The sequence below is a fragment of the Agrococcus sp. SL85 genome (assembly GCF_026625845.1).
Classification (GTDB): domain Bacteria; phylum Actinomycetota; class Actinomycetes; order Actinomycetales; family Microbacteriaceae; genus Agrococcus.
Genome location: NZ_CP113066.1, coordinates 1,278,595 through 1,293,490, shown reverse-complemented (window position 1 = coordinate 1,293,490; position 14,896 = coordinate 1,278,595). Strand labels below are relative to the sequence as shown.

Here is a 14,896-nt window from a genome sequence, read left to right as displayed (position 1 = left end):
GCACCTCCGCGGCCCCAGCGCCCCTCGCCTGCTCGCACCGACGTTGAGGTCCGCTTTGAGGCCCGCTGTGCAGTCGTGTCGGGAGCCCTCGGTGCAGCCCGGCAGGACTGCGAACTGTGCGGTGCGGGGCAGGCGGTCGGGTCCGCCGTCGTCCACAGGTCTCCGACATCGGGTCTCGGGCGTGGACGGGCGCGACGCATGCTCCGACCATGCGCTTCCTCGACTGGCTCCACGACGTCGGTGGACTGTGCTCTCTCGAGGCCGCCCTCGATCGGGTCGGCAGGGCCGAGCTCGACTCGATGCGTGGCACGAACGTCTGGGCACCGCTGCGGGGTTGGATCGCGCTGGTCGGCGTGCGGGACGCCCGGACCGCAGCGCTGGGGCTCGGTGGTGTGCTGTCGTGCCTCTCGCTGCTGCGCAGCCTCGGCATCTGGACACCGGAGGACGCCCGACTGCACGTGCGCGTCGTCCGCCGCACCCACAGCGATCGGACCGCTGCGAGCGCCGCACGCGCTGACGCGATCCTCCACAGGCTTCGGGAGCGCCATCACGAACGGCGCCCGACGCTCGGCGTCGACTCCGTCCTCGATGCGATCGCAGCTGCGGCGACCTGCGTCGGACGGCTCGACCTGATCACGATCGTCGGCGATGCAGTCGCGAAGGGCTTCGTGACCGTGCCCGAGCTCCGCTGCCTCGTCGCGACCCTGCCGCAACGAGGCCGCGCGGGCCTCCTCGCCATCGATGGCCGATCGGAGAGCTGCTCCGAGGCGCGACTCGCTGAACTGCTCCGACTCGCGCGCATCGCGTTCCGCCAGCAGGTCGCCGTGCTGTCCGGCATCCGGGTCGACTTCCTCATCGGAGCGCGGCTCGTGGTCGAGTGCGACTCACGCCTCTGGCACGGCGGGACGACGAACTACGAGCGGGATCGCGAGCGCGACGCGCGGCTCGCGGCAGCGGGCTACGTCGTCATCCGCGTCTCGTACCGCTCCGTCATGGAACGCGGCGATGAGATCGTCGCCAGGATCCGGGCGGCGCGGCGTCTCCTTCCCCGCGCCGCGTAGTGCTCAACGTCGCTCCGCGCAGGCGAGGCCCGCTCCCGAGGCCGAGCTGCGCGCGGAGACGTTGGGATCAGAGGCCGGAGTAGGCGTGCAGGCCCTTGAAGAAGAGGTTGACGACCGTGAAGTTGAACAGCACCGCGGCGAAGCCGACGAGCTGCAGCCACGCCGAGCGCGAGCCGCGCCAGCCGCGCGTCGCGCGCGCGTGGATGTAGCCGGCGTAGACCACCCAGATGATGAAGGTCCACACCTCCTTGGTGTCCCAGCCCCAGTAGCGGCCCCACGCGTGCTCGGCCCACACGGCGCCGGCGATGAGCGTGAAGGTCCAGGCGATGAAGCCGATGACCGAGACGCGGTACGAGAGGTCCTCGAGCTGCGTCGTCGAGGGCAGCGAGCGCAGGAAGCCGCCCGAGCGGCGCTCCTTGATGAGCTGCAGGATCGAGAGCCCGGAGCCGAGCGCGAAGAAGCCCGTCGCGAGCGTCGCCACGAACACGTGGATGACGAGCCAGTACGACTGCAGCGCGGGCGGCAGCGGCACCGGCGCGACGTAGAAGTTGACGGTCGCGACGCCGAGGAAGGCGACGGCGAGGCCCGAGATGTACACGCCGAGGAAGCGGAGGTCGCGCCACAGCTGCGAGAGCACGAAGACGCCCACGATCACGGCGATGCCGGTGAGCGCGAACTCGTACATGTTGGCCCAGGGCACGCGGCCGGCCGCGAGGCCGCGGAGGATCGCGGAGACGACGTGCAGCGCCCAGCCGAGCACGACGAGGGCATAGCCGACGCGCGCACCGCGGCCCGCGCCGACGGCGGCAGGCGCCGCAGGTGCAGCAGGCGCCGAGACCGGCGGCCCGCCAGCGCCCACGAGCTCGTGCTGCGGCACGGGACGCGCGGCCGAGCGGCGCGCGACGTCGACCGCGAAGGCGATGAACGCAGCCGTGTAGACGGCCATCGCCGAGTAGACGAGCAGCAGCGAGATCGCGTCGAGATCAGCCATCGGCATGGGTCGATCCTATCGTCGGGGGCGCCGGTCGCGACCGGGCGCTTCGTCGTCGGAGCCGGGCTCCGCAGGGATGTCGGGTGCGGGCTCGGCGGCCTCCGCAGGGCTCGCGACGGCATCGCGCGCCGAGGCGCTCGCGGCGGCGGGCTCCGAGGCCGCGGCCCGCTCGCCGGCGTCCGCGGCGTCGACCCCGTCGGCACCGCGGCCCTCGCCCTCGCCGCGCAGCCGATCCGCCAGCTGCCCCACGGCGCGCTCGAGCGTGGGGTCCTCGCCGCGCGCGAGGCCCGCGAGCTCGAGCCGGCCTCCTGCGGCCTTCACCCACATGCGCCGGCGCGGGATGAGCAGCGACGCCAGGAGCGAGAAGAAGAGCACGACGACGATCCACAGCACCGGCTGCTGCGTGAGGTCCTCGTGCACCTCGATGACGCCGTAGCGCTGCACGTCGGCGAGCTCGATCGTGCCGAGGCCGCCGGGGATCTCGGCCGTCTCGCCCACGCGCACCGTCAGGGAGCCCTCCCCCGAGTCGCCGCCCGCGATCTGCGTGAGCGCGTCGGTCTCGAGCGAGTAGACGGAGCGCGGCACGCCCGCGTCGAGCCCGAGGTCGCCCGTGAACGCCTGCAGCGAGAGCACGGGGTCGAGGAGGTCGGGGTAGATCGAGGTGAGCGCGCCGGTGTCGAGGGTGGCGACGCTCGGGTAGAAGAAGCCGCGCAGGCCCAGCTGCTCCGTGAGGCCGTCCGGCACCTTGACGACGCCGAGGCTCGTCATCGCGTCGTCCTGCGCGAGGAAGGGCGTGTACTGGTCGAAGACCACCTGCCCCTCGGGATCGCGCACGATGACGCGCGGCGCGTAGCCGTTGGAGATGAGGTAGAGGTCGGCGCCCTGCACCCGCAGCGGCTCGTTCACCTTGATCTGGCCCTGATAGGGCTCCTGACCGAGCTCGGTGACCGTCACGCTCGCCGTGAAGTCGAGCGGCGCCCCGATGGCGTTGGGGTTCTCCATCTCGTAGACGACGTCGAGGTCGTCGAGCGAGACCGAGAACGGCTCGAGCATGCCCTCGTCGAACCAGCGGCCGGAGGTGAAGGTGTCGTAGGAGACCTGCGTGTTCGCGAAGCCGCGGCCCTCGACGAGCAGGCGCTGCCCGGTGTAGCCGAAGCCGGAGCCGATGCCGACGACCAGCAGCAGCGCGAGCATCGAGATGTGGAAGACGAGGTTGCCGGTCTCGCGCAGGTAGCCGCGCTCGGCCGAGATCGAGTCGCCGTACCGCGCGGTCCGGTAGCCGAGCCGCTTCAGGACGCCCTCGGCGCGGTCGAGGTCGGCCGCGGAGCCCGGCACCGTCTGGAAGCCGACGAGGCGCGAGAGCCGCACGGGCGTCTTCGGCGGCTGCGCGCGCATCGCCCGCCAGTGGTGCACGAGGCGCGGGATCACGCAGCCGACGAGGGAGGTGAACAGCAGCAGGTAGATGGCCGAGAACCACGGGCTCGAGTAGACGTCGTGGAGCGAGAGCGCGTCGTAGAGCCAGACGAGCTCGGGGTTCTCGGCCCGCACCTGGATGACGCCGTTGGGGTCGGAGGACCGCTGCGGCACGAGGCTGCCGGGCACCGCCGCGATCGCGAGCAGCAGCAGCAGCACGATCGCCGTGCGCATCGAGGTCAGCTGGCGCCACAGGAAGCGCAGCCAGCCGGTCGCGCCGAGGCGCGGGTTGCCGCCCTCGCCCGGCTCCGCCGGCGCGGCGTCGATGTGGTCGCTCGGGCGGAGCGGGTCGGACTCAGACGATCGTGACAACGGAGGCGATCCATCCCTGGAGCTCGTACATGAGGGCGTTCCACAGGCCGCTGACCATGAGCAGGCCGACGGCGATGAGCATGGCGCCGCCGGCGATGTTCACGGCGCGGATGTGGCGGCGCAGCCACCCGACGGCGCCGCCGGCCCAGCCGAGGCCGAGCGCGATGGCGAGGAAGGGGATGCCGAGGCCGAGCGCGTAGGCGAGGCCGAGCACGGCGCCCTGCCAGGCGCTGCCGGTGGTGACGGTGAGGGCGCTGATGGCGGCGAGGGTGGGGCCGGAGCAGGGGGTCCAGCCGAGCGCGAAGACGACGCCGACGAGCGGCGCCGACCACATGCCGCCCGAGCGCACCTGCTGCGGCTTCCAGACGCGCTGCAGGAACGAGAACTGGCCGACGAAGACGAGGCCCATGACGATGAGCGCGGCGCCGAGGATCCGCACGAGCAGGTCGCCGTGCTGCAGCAGGAAGCCCGAGATCGCGCCGACGATCGTGTTGGCGAGCACGAAGACGAGCGTGAAGCCGGCGATGAAGAGCGCGACGCCCGCCACGAGGCGGCCGCGGCCGGTCTCCCGGTCGCCGACGAGCGAGCCGACGAGCCCGAGGTAGCCGGGCACGAGCGGCAGGATGCACGGGCTCGCGAACGAGACGAGCCCCGCGAGCAGCGCGATGGGGATCGAGACGAGCAGCTGCCCGCTCATGACCGCGCCGGCCGGGTCGAACGACGCGAGCGGCGCGAGGGCGGCGAGCGGGGCGCTCACCGCTCGAGCTCCTCCCGGAGGAGCGTGGCGAGGATGCTCGTGTCCTCCACCGCGCCGGAGACGCGGGCCGCCACACGGCCCTCCGCGTCGAGCACGAGGGTCGTCGGCACGGCGTTCGGGGCGACGATGCCGGAGAAGGCGAGCTGCGCCTGGGCGGTCTCGTCGTCGAGGATCGAGGGGTACTCGATGCCGAAGTCGCGCTCGAAGGTCTGCGCCTGCGCGGCGCCGTCGCGGGTGTTGACGCCGAGGAAGTCGACCTCGTCGCCGAGCTCTGCGTGCAGCTCGGCGAGCACGGGCGCCTCGATGCGGCACGGCGGGCAGCCGGCGTACCAGAAGTTCACGACCGCGACGCCGTCGAGCTCGCTCGAGTCGAACTCGCCGCCGGTCACGAGCGGGCCCGAGAACGCGGCGGGCGCGGAGCGCTGGTCGACCGGGATCTCGGTGACGTAGCCGTCGCCGGCGATGTAGCCGATGTCGCCGACGTTCTGCTCGACGCCGCCCTCGGAGGAGGCGCAGCCGACGAGCGCGAGCGCGGCGGCCGCGACGGCGGCGGCCAGGCGGCTCCGGCGGCGCATCACACGGCCCCCGCATCGATCGCGTCGACCGCGGCGGCCGGCTCGGCGTAGGCGACCTCGACGAAGCGGCCGTCCCGGCGCTCGAAGGAGGTGATGGAGGAGAGCTGGCAGCGGCGCTTCCGCGGGTCGTGCCAGAGCGCCTCGCCTGCGAGGTGGCGGTGCGCGATCCAGATCGGCGACTGGTGCGAGACGAGCACGGCGTCGCCGTCGTCGTCCGACTCCGCCAGCTCGTCCCAGGCGTCCTCCATCGCGGCGACGACGCGCTGGGCGATCGCCTTGTAGGGCTCGCCCCACGAGGGACGGAAGGGGTTGCGCAGCAGCGGCCACGACGAGGGGTGCGCGAGCGCGCCGGAGGCCTCGAAGGTCTTGCCCTCGAACGCGTTCGTCGGCTCGATCACGCGGTGCTCGGTGCGCACCTCGAGGCCGAAGGCCGCGGCCCACGGGTCGGCCGACTGCTGGGCGCGCTCGAGGGGGCTGGCCGCGAGGCGCACGACGGATCGGGCGGCGGGGCCGGCGGCGAGGTGCTGGGCCGCGAGCGCAGCCATGCGCTCGCCGCGCTCCGAGAGCCGGAAGCCGGGGATGCGCCCGTAGAGGATGCGATCGGGGTTGTGGACCTCGCCGTGGCGCACGAGATGGATGCGACGGGCGGGCATGGCCTCCAGGGTACCGGCCGTTCCTATCAATCGTGGCGCCCGCCAGGGCCTCCGACCGCCCGTGCAGGCAGAATGGCGGCATGCCCCTGCTCGTCCCCCTCGCGCTCGCGCTGCTCGTCGTGCTCGGCGCCGCGTTCATGTGGGTGCACGTGCGCTACCTCGCGCAGCGCGACTTCGGCGCCCCCTCGGCGCTCGCCGTCTCGGTGCTCGCGGCGGCGGGCATGTGGGCGATCGTGGCCTCGGAGCAGGTCGACGATCCCGGCAGCGCCGCGCTCGGCTGGAGCCTGCTCGCGGTCGCCGCGCTCGGCCTCGCGGGCGGCTGGCTCGCGCTGCTCCGCTGGGCGCCCGCGCGCCGCGACGCCCCGCGCCGCCGCTGAGGCCCCGCGCCCGGCCGCGCCCCGACGCCTGCCGCCCGCCGCCGTCGCTAGGATCGACGCCGTGACTGCCACCCAGCCCCGGACCCTCATCAAGGACCTCGCCGCCCTCCCCGACGGCCCCGTGACCGTGCAGGGATGGGTCGAGACCGTCCGTGACCAGAAGCGCGTCCAGTTCGTGATCCTCCGCGACGAGTCGGGCTCGGCCCAGCTCGTCAACCCGGTCAACGACGACACCGCGGCCACCGCCGCGACGATCTCGGGCCTCATGCACGGCTCGTTCATCACGGTGCGCGGCCAGCTGAAGGCCGACGAGCGCGTGAAGCTCGGCGGGCTCGAGGTGAAGGTGGAGGAGCTCGTCGTCGAGACCGTCGCCAAGGACTCCCCCATCGCCGACGACTCGTCGATCGACAAGCGCCTCGACTGGCGCTTCCTCGACCTCCGCCGCCCGGAGGCGCAGCTCATCTTCCGCGTGCAGACGACGATCGAGCACGCCTTCCGCCAGCACTGGATCGACGAGGGCTTCATCGAGATCCACACGCCGAAGCTCATGGCGACGGCCTCGGAATCGCGCGCCGAGCTCTTCGAGGTGCCCTACTTCGACACCACCGCCTACCTCGCGCAGTCGCCGCAGCTCTTCAAGCAGATGGCGCAGTCGGCCGGCTTCGGCAAGATCTTCGAGATCGGCCCGGCCTTCCGCGCCGACCCCTCGTTCACGAGCCGCCACGCGACCGAGTTCACCTCGGTCGACGCCGAGATCTCGTGGGTCGAGAGCCACGAGGACGTCATGGCCCTCCACGAGCAGCTGCTCGCGAAGGCGGTCACGGCGGTCATCGAGCGCCACGGCGCCGAGATCCAGGAGCGCTTCGGCATCGAGCTGCAGGCGCCGACGCTGCCGTTCCCGCGCATCCCGCACGCCGAGGTCAAGGCGATCGTCGAGGCCTCGGGCCACACGATCGAGCGCGCCGACGGCGACCTCGACCCCGAGGCGGAGCGCCGCATCTCGGCGCACGTCAAGGAGCAGCTGGGCCACGACTTCGTCTTCGTGACCGAGTACCCGTCGACGGTGCGGCCGTTCTACCACCTGCGCCCCGAGGGCCGCGGGGAGGTCACGAACTCCTACGACCTCATCTACAACGGCGTCGAGATCTCGACCGGCGCGCAGCGCGAGCACCGCATCGAGCGCCTGCGCGAGCAGGCGACCGAGAAGGGCATGGACGTCGCGGAGCTCGAGGACTACCTCGGCTTCTTCGAGTACGGCGTGCCCCCGCACGGCGGCTTCGGCATGGGCCTCGCCCGCGTCGTGATGCTCATGCTGGGCCTCGGCTCGATCCGCGAGACCACGTTCCTCTTCCGCGGCCCGACGCGCCTCGCGCCGTGAGCGTCGAGGTCACGCTCGTCGCGAAGCCGGGCTGCCACCTGTGCGACGAGGCGCGACCCGTCGTGGAGCGGGTGGTGGCCGGCTTCGCGGGCGTGACCCTCGTCGAGCGCTCGATCCTCGACGACCCGGCGCTCGCCGAGCGCTGGAGCGAGGACATCCCCGTCGTGCTCATCGACGGGCGGCCGCACTCCTCGTGGCGCGTCGATCCCGGCAAGCTCGCCGACCGCCTCCGGGAGCGCCTGGGGGCCTAGGGTCCGGGGCCCAGCGCCGCGCGGCCCTCGGCGAACGGCCACCGGACATGGAGAAGCCGGGATCCTGCGGTGCAGGTCCCGGCTTCGTCGCGTCCGCGCTACTTGCGGTTGCGGCGCTGGTGGCGCGTCTTGCGGAGCAGCTTGCGGTGCTTCTTCTTCGCCATGCGCTTGCGGCGCTTCTTGACCACAGAACCCATCGAGGTTCCTCACTTCCATCGGATTGCTCGTCGACGCTGCGCGATCGGGTCGACCGGCGCAGGAAAACGCTCAGAGCATCGTACCGAACCCTCGCGCGCACCGCACACCCGGGCTGCGGGGGGCCGCTCAGTCGAGCTTCGCGTCGTCCTCGTCGCGCGCGGCGCGGCCTTCCTCGAGCTCGCCGTCGCGGCCCTTGATGCGGTCGCGCGTCTCGTCGATGCGGGCGGAGGCACGCTGCTGCAGCTCCTGCACGCGGTCCTGCACCTCGTGGATGCGGTCGCGCGCCTCCTGCAGCTTGTCCTGCACGTCGTGCACCCGTTCGGCCGCGCGGCGCCCGAGCGAGGCGCCGATCGGCGCGGGGTGCTCGACGCGCTCCGAGACGCGCGCGAGGGCCTGCTCCGCTGCGACGCGCGCCTGCTCGGCGGCCTGTCGCGCCTGGTCGGCGGCGGCGCGGATGGGCTCCGGCACGCGCGCGCCCGCCCACGCGGCGAAGGCCGCGGCGCCGAGCGAGGCCTCGTCGGCCTGCTGGCCCTCGGCGAAGATGAACGGCATGAGCCAGTCGTCGACCTGGTCGAAGGGCTCGAGCACGATCGCGTAGAGGCGGTGCTGGCCCTCCTCGCGCACCGTCACGAGACCCACGTCGCGCAGCGTGCGCAGGTGCTTCGAGACGGTGGGCTGCGGGATGCCCAGCGCGTCGACGATCTCGCTGACGCTCGCCTCCCCCGTCGTGGCTCGCCGGTCGAGCAGCACGGAGAGGATGTCGCGACGCGTGCTGTCGGCGATGACGGAGAAGATGTCGGCCATGGCGCAAGCATGGCAGGGCGCGGTAGTGCCGACAAACCGCCACGACGCCCGAGGTCAGAGATCGGGTCTACAGTGGCCCTCGTCCTCGCGCCGCCCTCGGCGCACCACCCTTCGCAGGAGGCGGATCCGTGGCTGAGCAGCGGACCACCGTGGAGCGCAGCCTCCTCGGCCGCTGGCGCGACCGCTTCGAGCAGTTCGCGGCGCAGTACCCGTCGCGCTTCGCGATCGGGGTCTTCGCCTCGCTCAACCTGCTGTGGACGGCCCTCCTGATGACGCCGTGGGCCTCCGCCGACGGCGAGGGCACCCCGCTCGTCGACGCCTTCTTCCAGGCCGTCTCGATCATCTGCGTCACGGGCCTCACGGTCGTCGACATGGCCACGCACTGGAGCCCCTTCGGCAACGCGCTCGTGCTCGTGGGCGTGCAGGTGGGCGGCATCGGCGTGCTGACCCTCGCCTCCATCCTCGGCCTCACCGTCGCTCGCAGGCTGGGCCTGCGCCAGCGCCTCCTCGCGGCGGGCGACTCCAACCCCTCGCGCGTGCGCAAGGGCGCCGTGATGGAGAACCAGGCGATCCGGCTCGGCGACATCGGCTCGCTGCTGCGCACGGTCGCGCTCTCGGTGCTCGTGTTCGAGGCGCTGCTCCTGCTGCTGCTGTACCCGCGCATCCTGCTCGAGGGCACCAACCCGCTCCAGGCGCTCTACGAGGCGGTCTACTGGGCGTTCATGGCCTTCACGAATTCCGGCTTCGTGCCCACCGTCGAGGGGCTCGCGCCCTACGCGACCGACCCGTGGTTCCTCACGGTGCTCATGGTGGGCGTCTTCATCGGCTCGCTCGGCTTCCCCGTCTACTTCGTGCTGCTGAAGAACCTCGGCAGCCCGCGCCAGTGGTCGCTGCACGTCAAGCTCACGATCACGGTCGCCGTGGCGCTGTTCCTGGCGGGCGGGCTCGCGTTCCTGGTGCTCGAGTGGGGCAACCAGGACTCGTGGGGCGGCGAGGACTTCGGCCAGCAGGTCCTGCAGTCGTTCTTCCTCTCGTCGATGGCGCGCTCCGGCGGCTTCGCGACGCACGACCTCGGCCTGCTGCACAACTCGAGCCTGCTCGTGACCGACATGCTCATGTTCGTCGGAGGCGGCTCGGCCTCGACCGCCGGCGGCATCAAGGTGACGACGCTCGCCATCCTGTTCCTGGCGGCCGTGGCAGAGGCTCGGGGCCGTCGCTCGATGGAGGCGTTCGGCCGTCGCATCCCGTCCGACGTCCTGCGGCTCGCGGTCTCGGTGACGCTGTGGAGCGCGACGATCGTGGCGGGCGTCACGATCGTGCTGCTCGAGATCACGGGGGCGCCGCTGTCGTTCGTGCTCTTCGACGTCATCAGCGCCTTCGCCACCGTGGGGCTGTCGACCGGGTTCACGCATCCGGGGCTCGAGGAGCCCGCGAAGGTCATCCTCGCGCTGACGATGTTCGCCGGGCGCATCGGTAGTGTGACGCTCGCCGCGGCGCTGGCGGCCAACCAGCGCACCCAGCTCTTCACCCGCCCCGAGGAGAGGCCGATCGTTGGTTGACAGGATCCCGCACGACGCCCCCGTGCTCGTCATCGGCCTCGGCCGCTTCGGCGCCGCCACAGCGGGGCAGCTCGCGCGGCTCGACCGCGAGGTGCTCGCGATCGACGGCGACATCAACCTCGTGCAGAAGTGGTCGGAGCGCCTGACCCACACCGTGCAGGCCGACGCCCGCTCGATCGACGCGCTGAAGCAGGTCGGCGCGCACGAGTTCTCGATCGCGGTGTGCGCGGTGGGCTCGTCGATCGAGGCCTCCGTGCTCATCGTCGCCAACCTCGTCGACCTCGGCGTGCCGCAGATCTGGGCCAAGGCGATCAGCCAGTCGCACGGCAAGATCCTCAGCCGCATCGGCGCCAACCACGTCATCTACCCCGAGGCCGAGGCGGGCGAGCGCGTGGCGCACCTCGTCTCGGGCCGCATGCTCGACTACATCCAGTTCGACGACCAGTTCGCGATCGTGAAGATGTACCCGCCGAAGCACATCCGCGGCGTGACGCTCGCGGAATCGAAGGTGCGCTCGAAGTACCACCTCACGGTCGTGGGCGTGAAGAGCCCCGGCGGGGAGTTCACGTACGCGACGCCCGAGACCGTCGTCTCGAACCACGACCTCATCATCGTCTCCGGCAACCAGGACGACATCGAGCGCTTCGCCGGCCTCGGCTCGTGACGCGCCCCACCCGCTGCCCCTGCGGCACGGGCCTGCCGCTCGCGGAGTGCTGCGGCCCGGTGCTCGCCGGCGAGCGCGAGGCCGCGACGGCGGAGGCCCTCATGCGCTCGCGCTTCACGGCCTTCGCGCTCGGCGACGTCGAGCACCTGCTGGCCTCCTGGCACTCCTCGACCCGGCCCCGCTCGCTCGAGCTCGACGACGCGATCCGATGGCTGCGCCTCGACGTGCTCGGCACGACCGGGGGCGGGCCGTTCGACGCGGAGGGCACGGTGGCGTTCGAGGCGCACTGGGTGGCCGACGGCACCCGCGGCTCGATGCGCGAGCTCTCGCGCTTCCGGCGCGACCGCGCCTGGCAGTACCTCGACGGCACGCCCCTGTGATCGACCCCGCCGACGCAGCGGCGGAGCTGCGCAGCACGGGCGCGACGACCGTGCGGGCCTCCCGCGCGGGCATCGGCTGGGCGATCGGGGGCTCGATCGCCTTCGCCGCCGTCGGCGCCGCGCTGCTCGTCGGCGCGGTCGCCGCGGGGAGCGCCGCCGGGATCCCCGCCGCCCTCGTGGGCGCCGCCGCCGTGCTCTTCTTCGGGGTCGTGGGGGTGCCGGTGCTCGTGCACCGCGCCGCGACCGCGGACCGCGCCGTGCGGCTCGACCGGCACGGCGTGCTGCTCGGCGACGGCTCGCGCGCGCCGTGGACGGCCGTGCGCTCGGCGCGGCTCGAGACGCTGCTCGGGCAGCGCTTCGTCGTGCTGCGGCTCGACGGTCCGCACGCCGCGGCAGGGCTGCGGCCGCCGCAGCGGCTCCTCGCGCGGTGGAACGCAGGGCTGCTCCGGCGCCGTCGTGACGCGCGCCCGGGCCGGTGGGCCCTCGCCCTCCCGACGCAGCTGGAGCGCTCCCCCGCCGAGCTGCTGCGGCTCGTGCAGGCGGCGCGGGGCCTCGCCCGCGACTGAGGATCGGCCGGCGGCGAGGGATCAGCCCGCGGCGAGCTGCTGGGCGCGCGCGAGCGCGGCTGCGGTGGCGCGGTCGAAGACCTCGCCCAGCCTGCGCCTCCTGCAGCACGCCGACCGCGCGCTCCGTGGTGCCCTTGGGGCTCGTGACGCGGCGGCGCAGCTCCGCCGGGTCGAGGCCCTCGGCCGCGAGCAGCTCGCTCGCGCCGCGGAACGTGCCCTGCACCATCGTCGCCGCCTGCTCCGGGCTGAAGCCCATCCGGGTCGCGGTGGCCGTCAGCTCCTCGATGAGCAGGAACACGTAGGCGGGGCCCGAGCCCGAGATCGTCGAGAGCGCATCGATCTGGCCCTCCTCGACGACGAGCACCTCGCCGACCGCCTCGAACAGCCGCACCGCGAGCGCCACCTGCTCGTCGGAGGCGCGGGTGCCGCCCGCGACGCCCGTCACCCCGAGGCCGACGTGGCTGGGCGTGTTCGGCATCGCGCGGACCACGGCGGCGCCCTCGGGCAGCACGGCCTCGATGGCGGCGATGGGCGTGCCCGCGGCGATCGAGACGACCACGGCGCCGGGGCGCAGCTCGTCGGCGATCTCGCGCGCGAGGTCGACGATGCCGTAGGGCTTCACGCCGAGCACGACGAGGTCGGCCTCGGCGGCGGCGCGACGGTTGCCGTCGGGCTCGTCCTCGAGCGCGATGGCGCGCACGTCGGCCGAGCCGTGCGCCTCCGCGAGCGCCGCGGCCTTCTCGCGGGTGCGGTTCGTGGCGAGGACCCGGCCGGAGCCGCTGCGGACGAGGCCCGCCAGGATGGCGCCGCTCATGGAGCCGGTGCCGAGGAACGCGATGGTGGGCTGCGACATGGCTCCACGCTATCGCCGGGCGCAGGGGCGCCGACCAGCCAGTGCTCCCCGGCCCAGCATCGGCGCCGCGCGTAGACTCGCCGCCGTGAGCGCAGAGCACGGCACCAGAGCAGTCATCGCCGCCTTCCTGGCGAACACCGGCATCGCGGTGACGAAGTTCATCGCGTGGGCCTTCTCCGGCTCCGCCTCGATGCTCGCGGAGGCGATCCACTCGGTCGCCGACGCCGGCAACCAGCTGCTGCTGCTGCTCGGCGGCCGCCTCGCCAAGCGCCGGCCGACGAAGGAGCACCCCTTCGGCTACGGCCGCGAGCGCTACGTGTGGGCCTTCATCGTCGCGCTCGTGCTCTTCTCGGTCGGCGGCCTGTTCTCGATCGTCGAGGGCATCGACAAGCTGCAGAACCCGCACGAGCTCGAGAACGCGTGGCTGCCGCTCACGGTGCTCGCGATCGCGATCGTCATGGAGTCGCTCTCGTTCCGGGTCGCGATCCGCGAGGCCAACCGCACCCGCGGCGGCGCGCGGTGGAGCCAGTACATCCGGAAGGCGAAGCAGCCGGAGCTGCCCGTGATCCTGCTCGAGGACTTCGCGGCGCTCACGGGCCTCGCCTTCGCCTTCCTCGCCGTGGGCCTCACCGTGCTCACCGGGAACCCCGTCTTCGACGCGATCGGCACGCTCTGCATCGGCGCGCTGCTCATCGTCGTCGCGGTGGTGCTCGCGTTCGAGATGAAGTCGCTGCTCATCGGCGAGGGCGCGACCGACGAGGAGCACGCGGCCATCCAGGCGCTCATCAACGAGGCCCCGGGCGTCGAGGCGCTCATCCACATGAAGACGCTCTACCTCGGCCCCGAGGAGCTCATGGTCGCCGCGAAGGTCGCCTTCCCGCCGCGCTCGACCGTCGAGCACATCGCGCGCTCGATCAACGCGCTCGAGCGCGCGATCCGCGAGCGCGTGCCGCACGCGCGCGTCATCTACCTCGAGCCCGACCTCTACGTCGAGGAGCCGGAGATCGCGCCCTCGACCGACCACATCGTCATCCAGTCGGGCAACTAGCCCCGGACGCCCGCCGTCGCCGGCCGTCGGTTGTGTAGGCTGTCTGCATGGAGCTCCTGCACTCGCTGCTGCTGATCGCCCATCTCGTCGGGCTCTCGATGCTCGTCGGCACCTTCATCCTGCAGATGCGCGCGCGCTCGGGCCACGCATTCACGATCATGCTGATCGGCGCCTCGGTGCAGCTCGTCTCGGGCATCGCGCTGTACGGCCTGCTGATGGCCGGCGACGAGCCCGTCAACCACATGAAGCTCGGCATCAAGGGGCTCATCGCGCTCGTCGTCTTCGTCGCCGCGCTCGTCGGCTTCCTGCGCCAGCGCGCGATCACGAAGGAGCGGGCGACGCTCACCACGAACGGCGCGAGCGTCGTCGCCGACGTCGCGATCGAGCGCAAGCTCGGCCCCTTCTTCCACACCGCGGGCGGTCTCGCCGTCGTCAACCTGCTCATCGCCGTCCTCTGGCGCTGAGCGCGCCAGCGCGCTGACGCCTCGCTAGCGCCGGTCGGCGAAGAACGCGGCGAGCCGGGCCTCGGCCTCGTCGGCGAGCACCCCCGCGACCACCTCGACGCGGTGCGGCAGCCGCCGCTCGCGCAGCACGTCGAGCACGCTGCCCGCGGCCCCCGCCTTCTCGTCCCAGGCGCCGAAGACCACGCGGTCCAGCCGCGCCTGCAGGATCGCGCCCGCGCACATCGCGCACGGCTCGAGCGTGACGACGAGCGTGCAGCCGTCGAGCCGCCAGCCGCCGCGGGCCGCAGCGGCCTCGCGCATCGCGACGACCTCCGCGTGCGCGGTCGGATCGTGGTGCAGCTCCCGCTCGTTGCGGCCGCGACCGAGCACGGCGCCGTCGGGGCCCAGCACGACCGCGCCCACGGGCACGTCGTCGGAGGCGGTCGCGGCGTCGGCCTCCGCGAGGGCGAGCCGCATGGCCGCCTCGTCGCGCGCGTCCACCCGCATGGCCCCGCCCTCCCGGGCGCCGAGCCGCTCGCCGCCACTACCCTGG

Annotated in this window: 18 protein-coding genes and 1 pseudogene; 10 read left to right on the top strand and 9 right to left on the bottom strand. The window is 72.9% G+C overall.

Annotated elements, in window-relative coordinates; genetic code table 11:
- Positions 1-209: 209 nt before the first annotated feature.
- Positions 210-1,061 (top strand): endonuclease domain-containing protein, encoded by an 852-nt coding sequence (locus OVA14_RS06330; protein WP_267505397.1) that lies wholly within the window; start codon positions 210-212, stop codon positions 1,059-1,061.
- Positions 1,062-1,128: 67 nt separating this feature from the next.
- On the opposite strand, the gene ccsB is transcribed toward OVA14_RS06330, so the two are convergent.
- From ccsB to OVA14_RS06305, 5 genes are read right to left on the bottom strand one after another with little or no spacing between them, the layout of a single operon-like run.
- Positions 1,129-2,058 (bottom strand): c-type cytochrome biogenesis protein CcsB, encoded by a 930-nt coding sequence (gene ccsB / locus OVA14_RS06325; RefSeq protein WP_267505396.1) that lies wholly within the window; start codon positions 2,056-2,058, stop codon positions 1,129-1,131.
- Between the two features lie 9 nt (positions 2,059-2,067).
- Positions 2,068-3,837, bottom strand: a complete 1,770-nt coding sequence (gene resB / locus OVA14_RS06320) for a cytochrome c biogenesis protein ResB (RefSeq protein WP_267505395.1) — start codon at positions 3,835-3,837, stop codon at positions 2,068-2,070.
- The gene (locus OVA14_RS06315) at positions 3,821-4,534 is read right to left on the bottom strand and encodes a cytochrome c biogenesis CcdA family protein (protein ID WP_267505511.1); all 714 of its coding nucleotides are present in this window, start codon (positions 4,532-4,534) and stop codon (positions 3,821-3,823) included. Before OVA14_RS06315 ends, resB begins: the two co-directional genes overlap by 17 nt.
- 56 nt (positions 4,535-4,590) lie before the next feature.
- Positions 4,591-5,169, bottom strand: coding sequence for a TlpA family protein disulfide reductase (locus OVA14_RS06310; RefSeq protein ID WP_267505394.1), 579 nt, complete (start codon positions 5,167-5,169; stop codon positions 4,591-4,593).
- Positions 5,169-5,822 (bottom strand): histidine phosphatase family protein, encoded by a 654-nt coding sequence (locus OVA14_RS06305; protein WP_267505393.1) that lies wholly within the window; start codon positions 5,820-5,822, stop codon positions 5,169-5,171. The genes OVA14_RS06310 and OVA14_RS06305 overlap by 1 nt, the downstream gene beginning before the upstream one ends.
- A gap of 80 nt (positions 5,823-5,902) precedes the next feature.
- Here OVA14_RS06305 and OVA14_RS06300 point away from each other — a divergent pair, with 80 nt between their 5' ends.
- The 3 genes from OVA14_RS06300 (at position 5,903) to OVA14_RS06290 (ending at position 7,828) form a co-directional block, all read left to right on the top strand.
- A complete protein-coding gene (locus tag OVA14_RS06300) occupies positions 5,903-6,199 on the top strand; it encodes a hypothetical protein (RefSeq protein WP_267505392.1) in 297 nt (98 codons plus the stop codon).
- 61 nt (positions 6,200-6,260) lie between these two features.
- Complete coding sequence (aspS, locus tag OVA14_RS06295) at positions 6,261-7,577, top strand: aspartate--tRNA(Asn) ligase (RefSeq protein ID WP_267505391.1); 1,317 nt, start codon at positions 6,261-6,263, stop codon at positions 7,575-7,577.
- The gene (locus OVA14_RS06290) at positions 7,574-7,828 is read left to right on the top strand and encodes a glutaredoxin family protein (RefSeq protein WP_267505390.1); all 255 of its coding nucleotides are present in this window, start codon (positions 7,574-7,576) and stop codon (positions 7,826-7,828) included. Before aspS ends, OVA14_RS06290 begins: the two co-directional genes overlap by 4 nt.
- 98 nt (positions 7,829-7,926) lie before the next feature.
- Here OVA14_RS06290 and OVA14_RS06285 read toward each other — a convergent pair whose 3' ends face one another.
- Together OVA14_RS06285 and OVA14_RS13805 are read right to left on the bottom strand one after the other, a co-directional pair.
- Positions 7,927-8,025: a 30S ribosomal protein bS22 gene (locus OVA14_RS06285; protein ID WP_021011861.1), complete on the bottom strand. Its 99-nt coding sequence runs from the start codon at positions 8,023-8,025 to the stop codon at positions 7,927-7,929.
- 127 nt (positions 8,026-8,152) lie between these two features.
- Entirely contained in the window at positions 8,153-8,830 is a 678-nt protein-coding gene (locus tag OVA14_RS13805; protein WP_420710625.1) for an ArsR/SmtB family transcription factor, read from the bottom strand.
- Between the two features lie 128 nt (positions 8,831-8,958).
- Here OVA14_RS13805 and OVA14_RS06275 point away from each other — a divergent pair, with 128 nt between their 5' ends.
- Genes OVA14_RS06275 through OVA14_RS06260 form a run of 4 tightly spaced genes read left to right on the top strand, consistent with a single transcriptional unit; the run spans position 8,959 to position 11,999 of the window.
- On the top strand, positions 8,959-10,389 hold the full coding sequence (locus OVA14_RS06275) for a TrkH family potassium uptake protein (protein WP_420710624.1): 1,431 nt from the start codon (positions 8,959-8,961) through the stop codon (positions 10,387-10,389).
- Positions 10,382-11,053 carry a potassium channel family protein gene (locus OVA14_RS06270; protein ID WP_267505389.1) on the top strand — a complete coding sequence of 224 codons (672 nt, stop codon included), beginning with the start codon at positions 10,382-10,384 and terminating at the stop codon, positions 11,051-11,053. Before OVA14_RS06275 ends, OVA14_RS06270 begins: the two co-directional genes overlap by 8 nt.
- Entirely contained in the window at positions 11,050-11,433 is a 384-nt protein-coding gene (locus OVA14_RS06265; RefSeq protein ID WP_267505388.1) for a YchJ family protein, read from the top strand. The genes OVA14_RS06270 and OVA14_RS06265 overlap by 4 nt, the downstream gene beginning before the upstream one ends.
- Positions 11,430-11,999, top strand: a complete 570-nt coding sequence (locus OVA14_RS06260; RefSeq protein WP_267505387.1) for a hypothetical protein — start codon at positions 11,430-11,432, stop codon at positions 11,997-11,999. Before OVA14_RS06265 ends, OVA14_RS06260 begins: the two co-directional genes overlap by 4 nt.
- Before the next feature lie 148 nt (positions 12,000-12,147).
- Here OVA14_RS06260 and OVA14_RS06255 read toward each other — a convergent pair.
- A pseudogene (locus tag OVA14_RS06255) lies at positions 12,148-12,813 on the bottom strand (pyrroline-5-carboxylate reductase family protein); the annotation flags it as partial.
- A gap of 124 nt (positions 12,814-12,937) precedes the next feature.
- Here OVA14_RS06255 and OVA14_RS06250 point away from each other — a divergent pair.
- Together OVA14_RS06250 and OVA14_RS06245 are read left to right on the top strand one after the other, a co-directional pair.
- On the top strand, positions 12,938-13,900 hold the full coding sequence (locus OVA14_RS06250) for a cation diffusion facilitator family transporter (RefSeq protein ID WP_267505386.1): 963 nt from the start codon (positions 12,938-12,940) through the stop codon (positions 13,898-13,900).
- 47 nt (positions 13,901-13,947) lie between these two features.
- Positions 13,948-14,364, top strand: coding sequence for a hypothetical protein (locus OVA14_RS06245; RefSeq protein WP_267505385.1), 417 nt, complete (start codon positions 13,948-13,950; stop codon positions 14,362-14,364).
- Positions 14,365-14,388: 24 nt separating this feature from the next.
- On the opposite strand, the gene tadA is transcribed toward OVA14_RS06245, so the two are convergent.
- The gene (tadA, locus tag OVA14_RS06240; RefSeq protein ID WP_267505384.1) at positions 14,389-14,850 is read right to left on the bottom strand and encodes a tRNA adenosine(34) deaminase TadA; all 462 of its coding nucleotides are present in this window, start codon (positions 14,848-14,850) and stop codon (positions 14,389-14,391) included.
- Between the last annotated feature and the right edge of the window lie 46 nt (positions 14,851-14,896).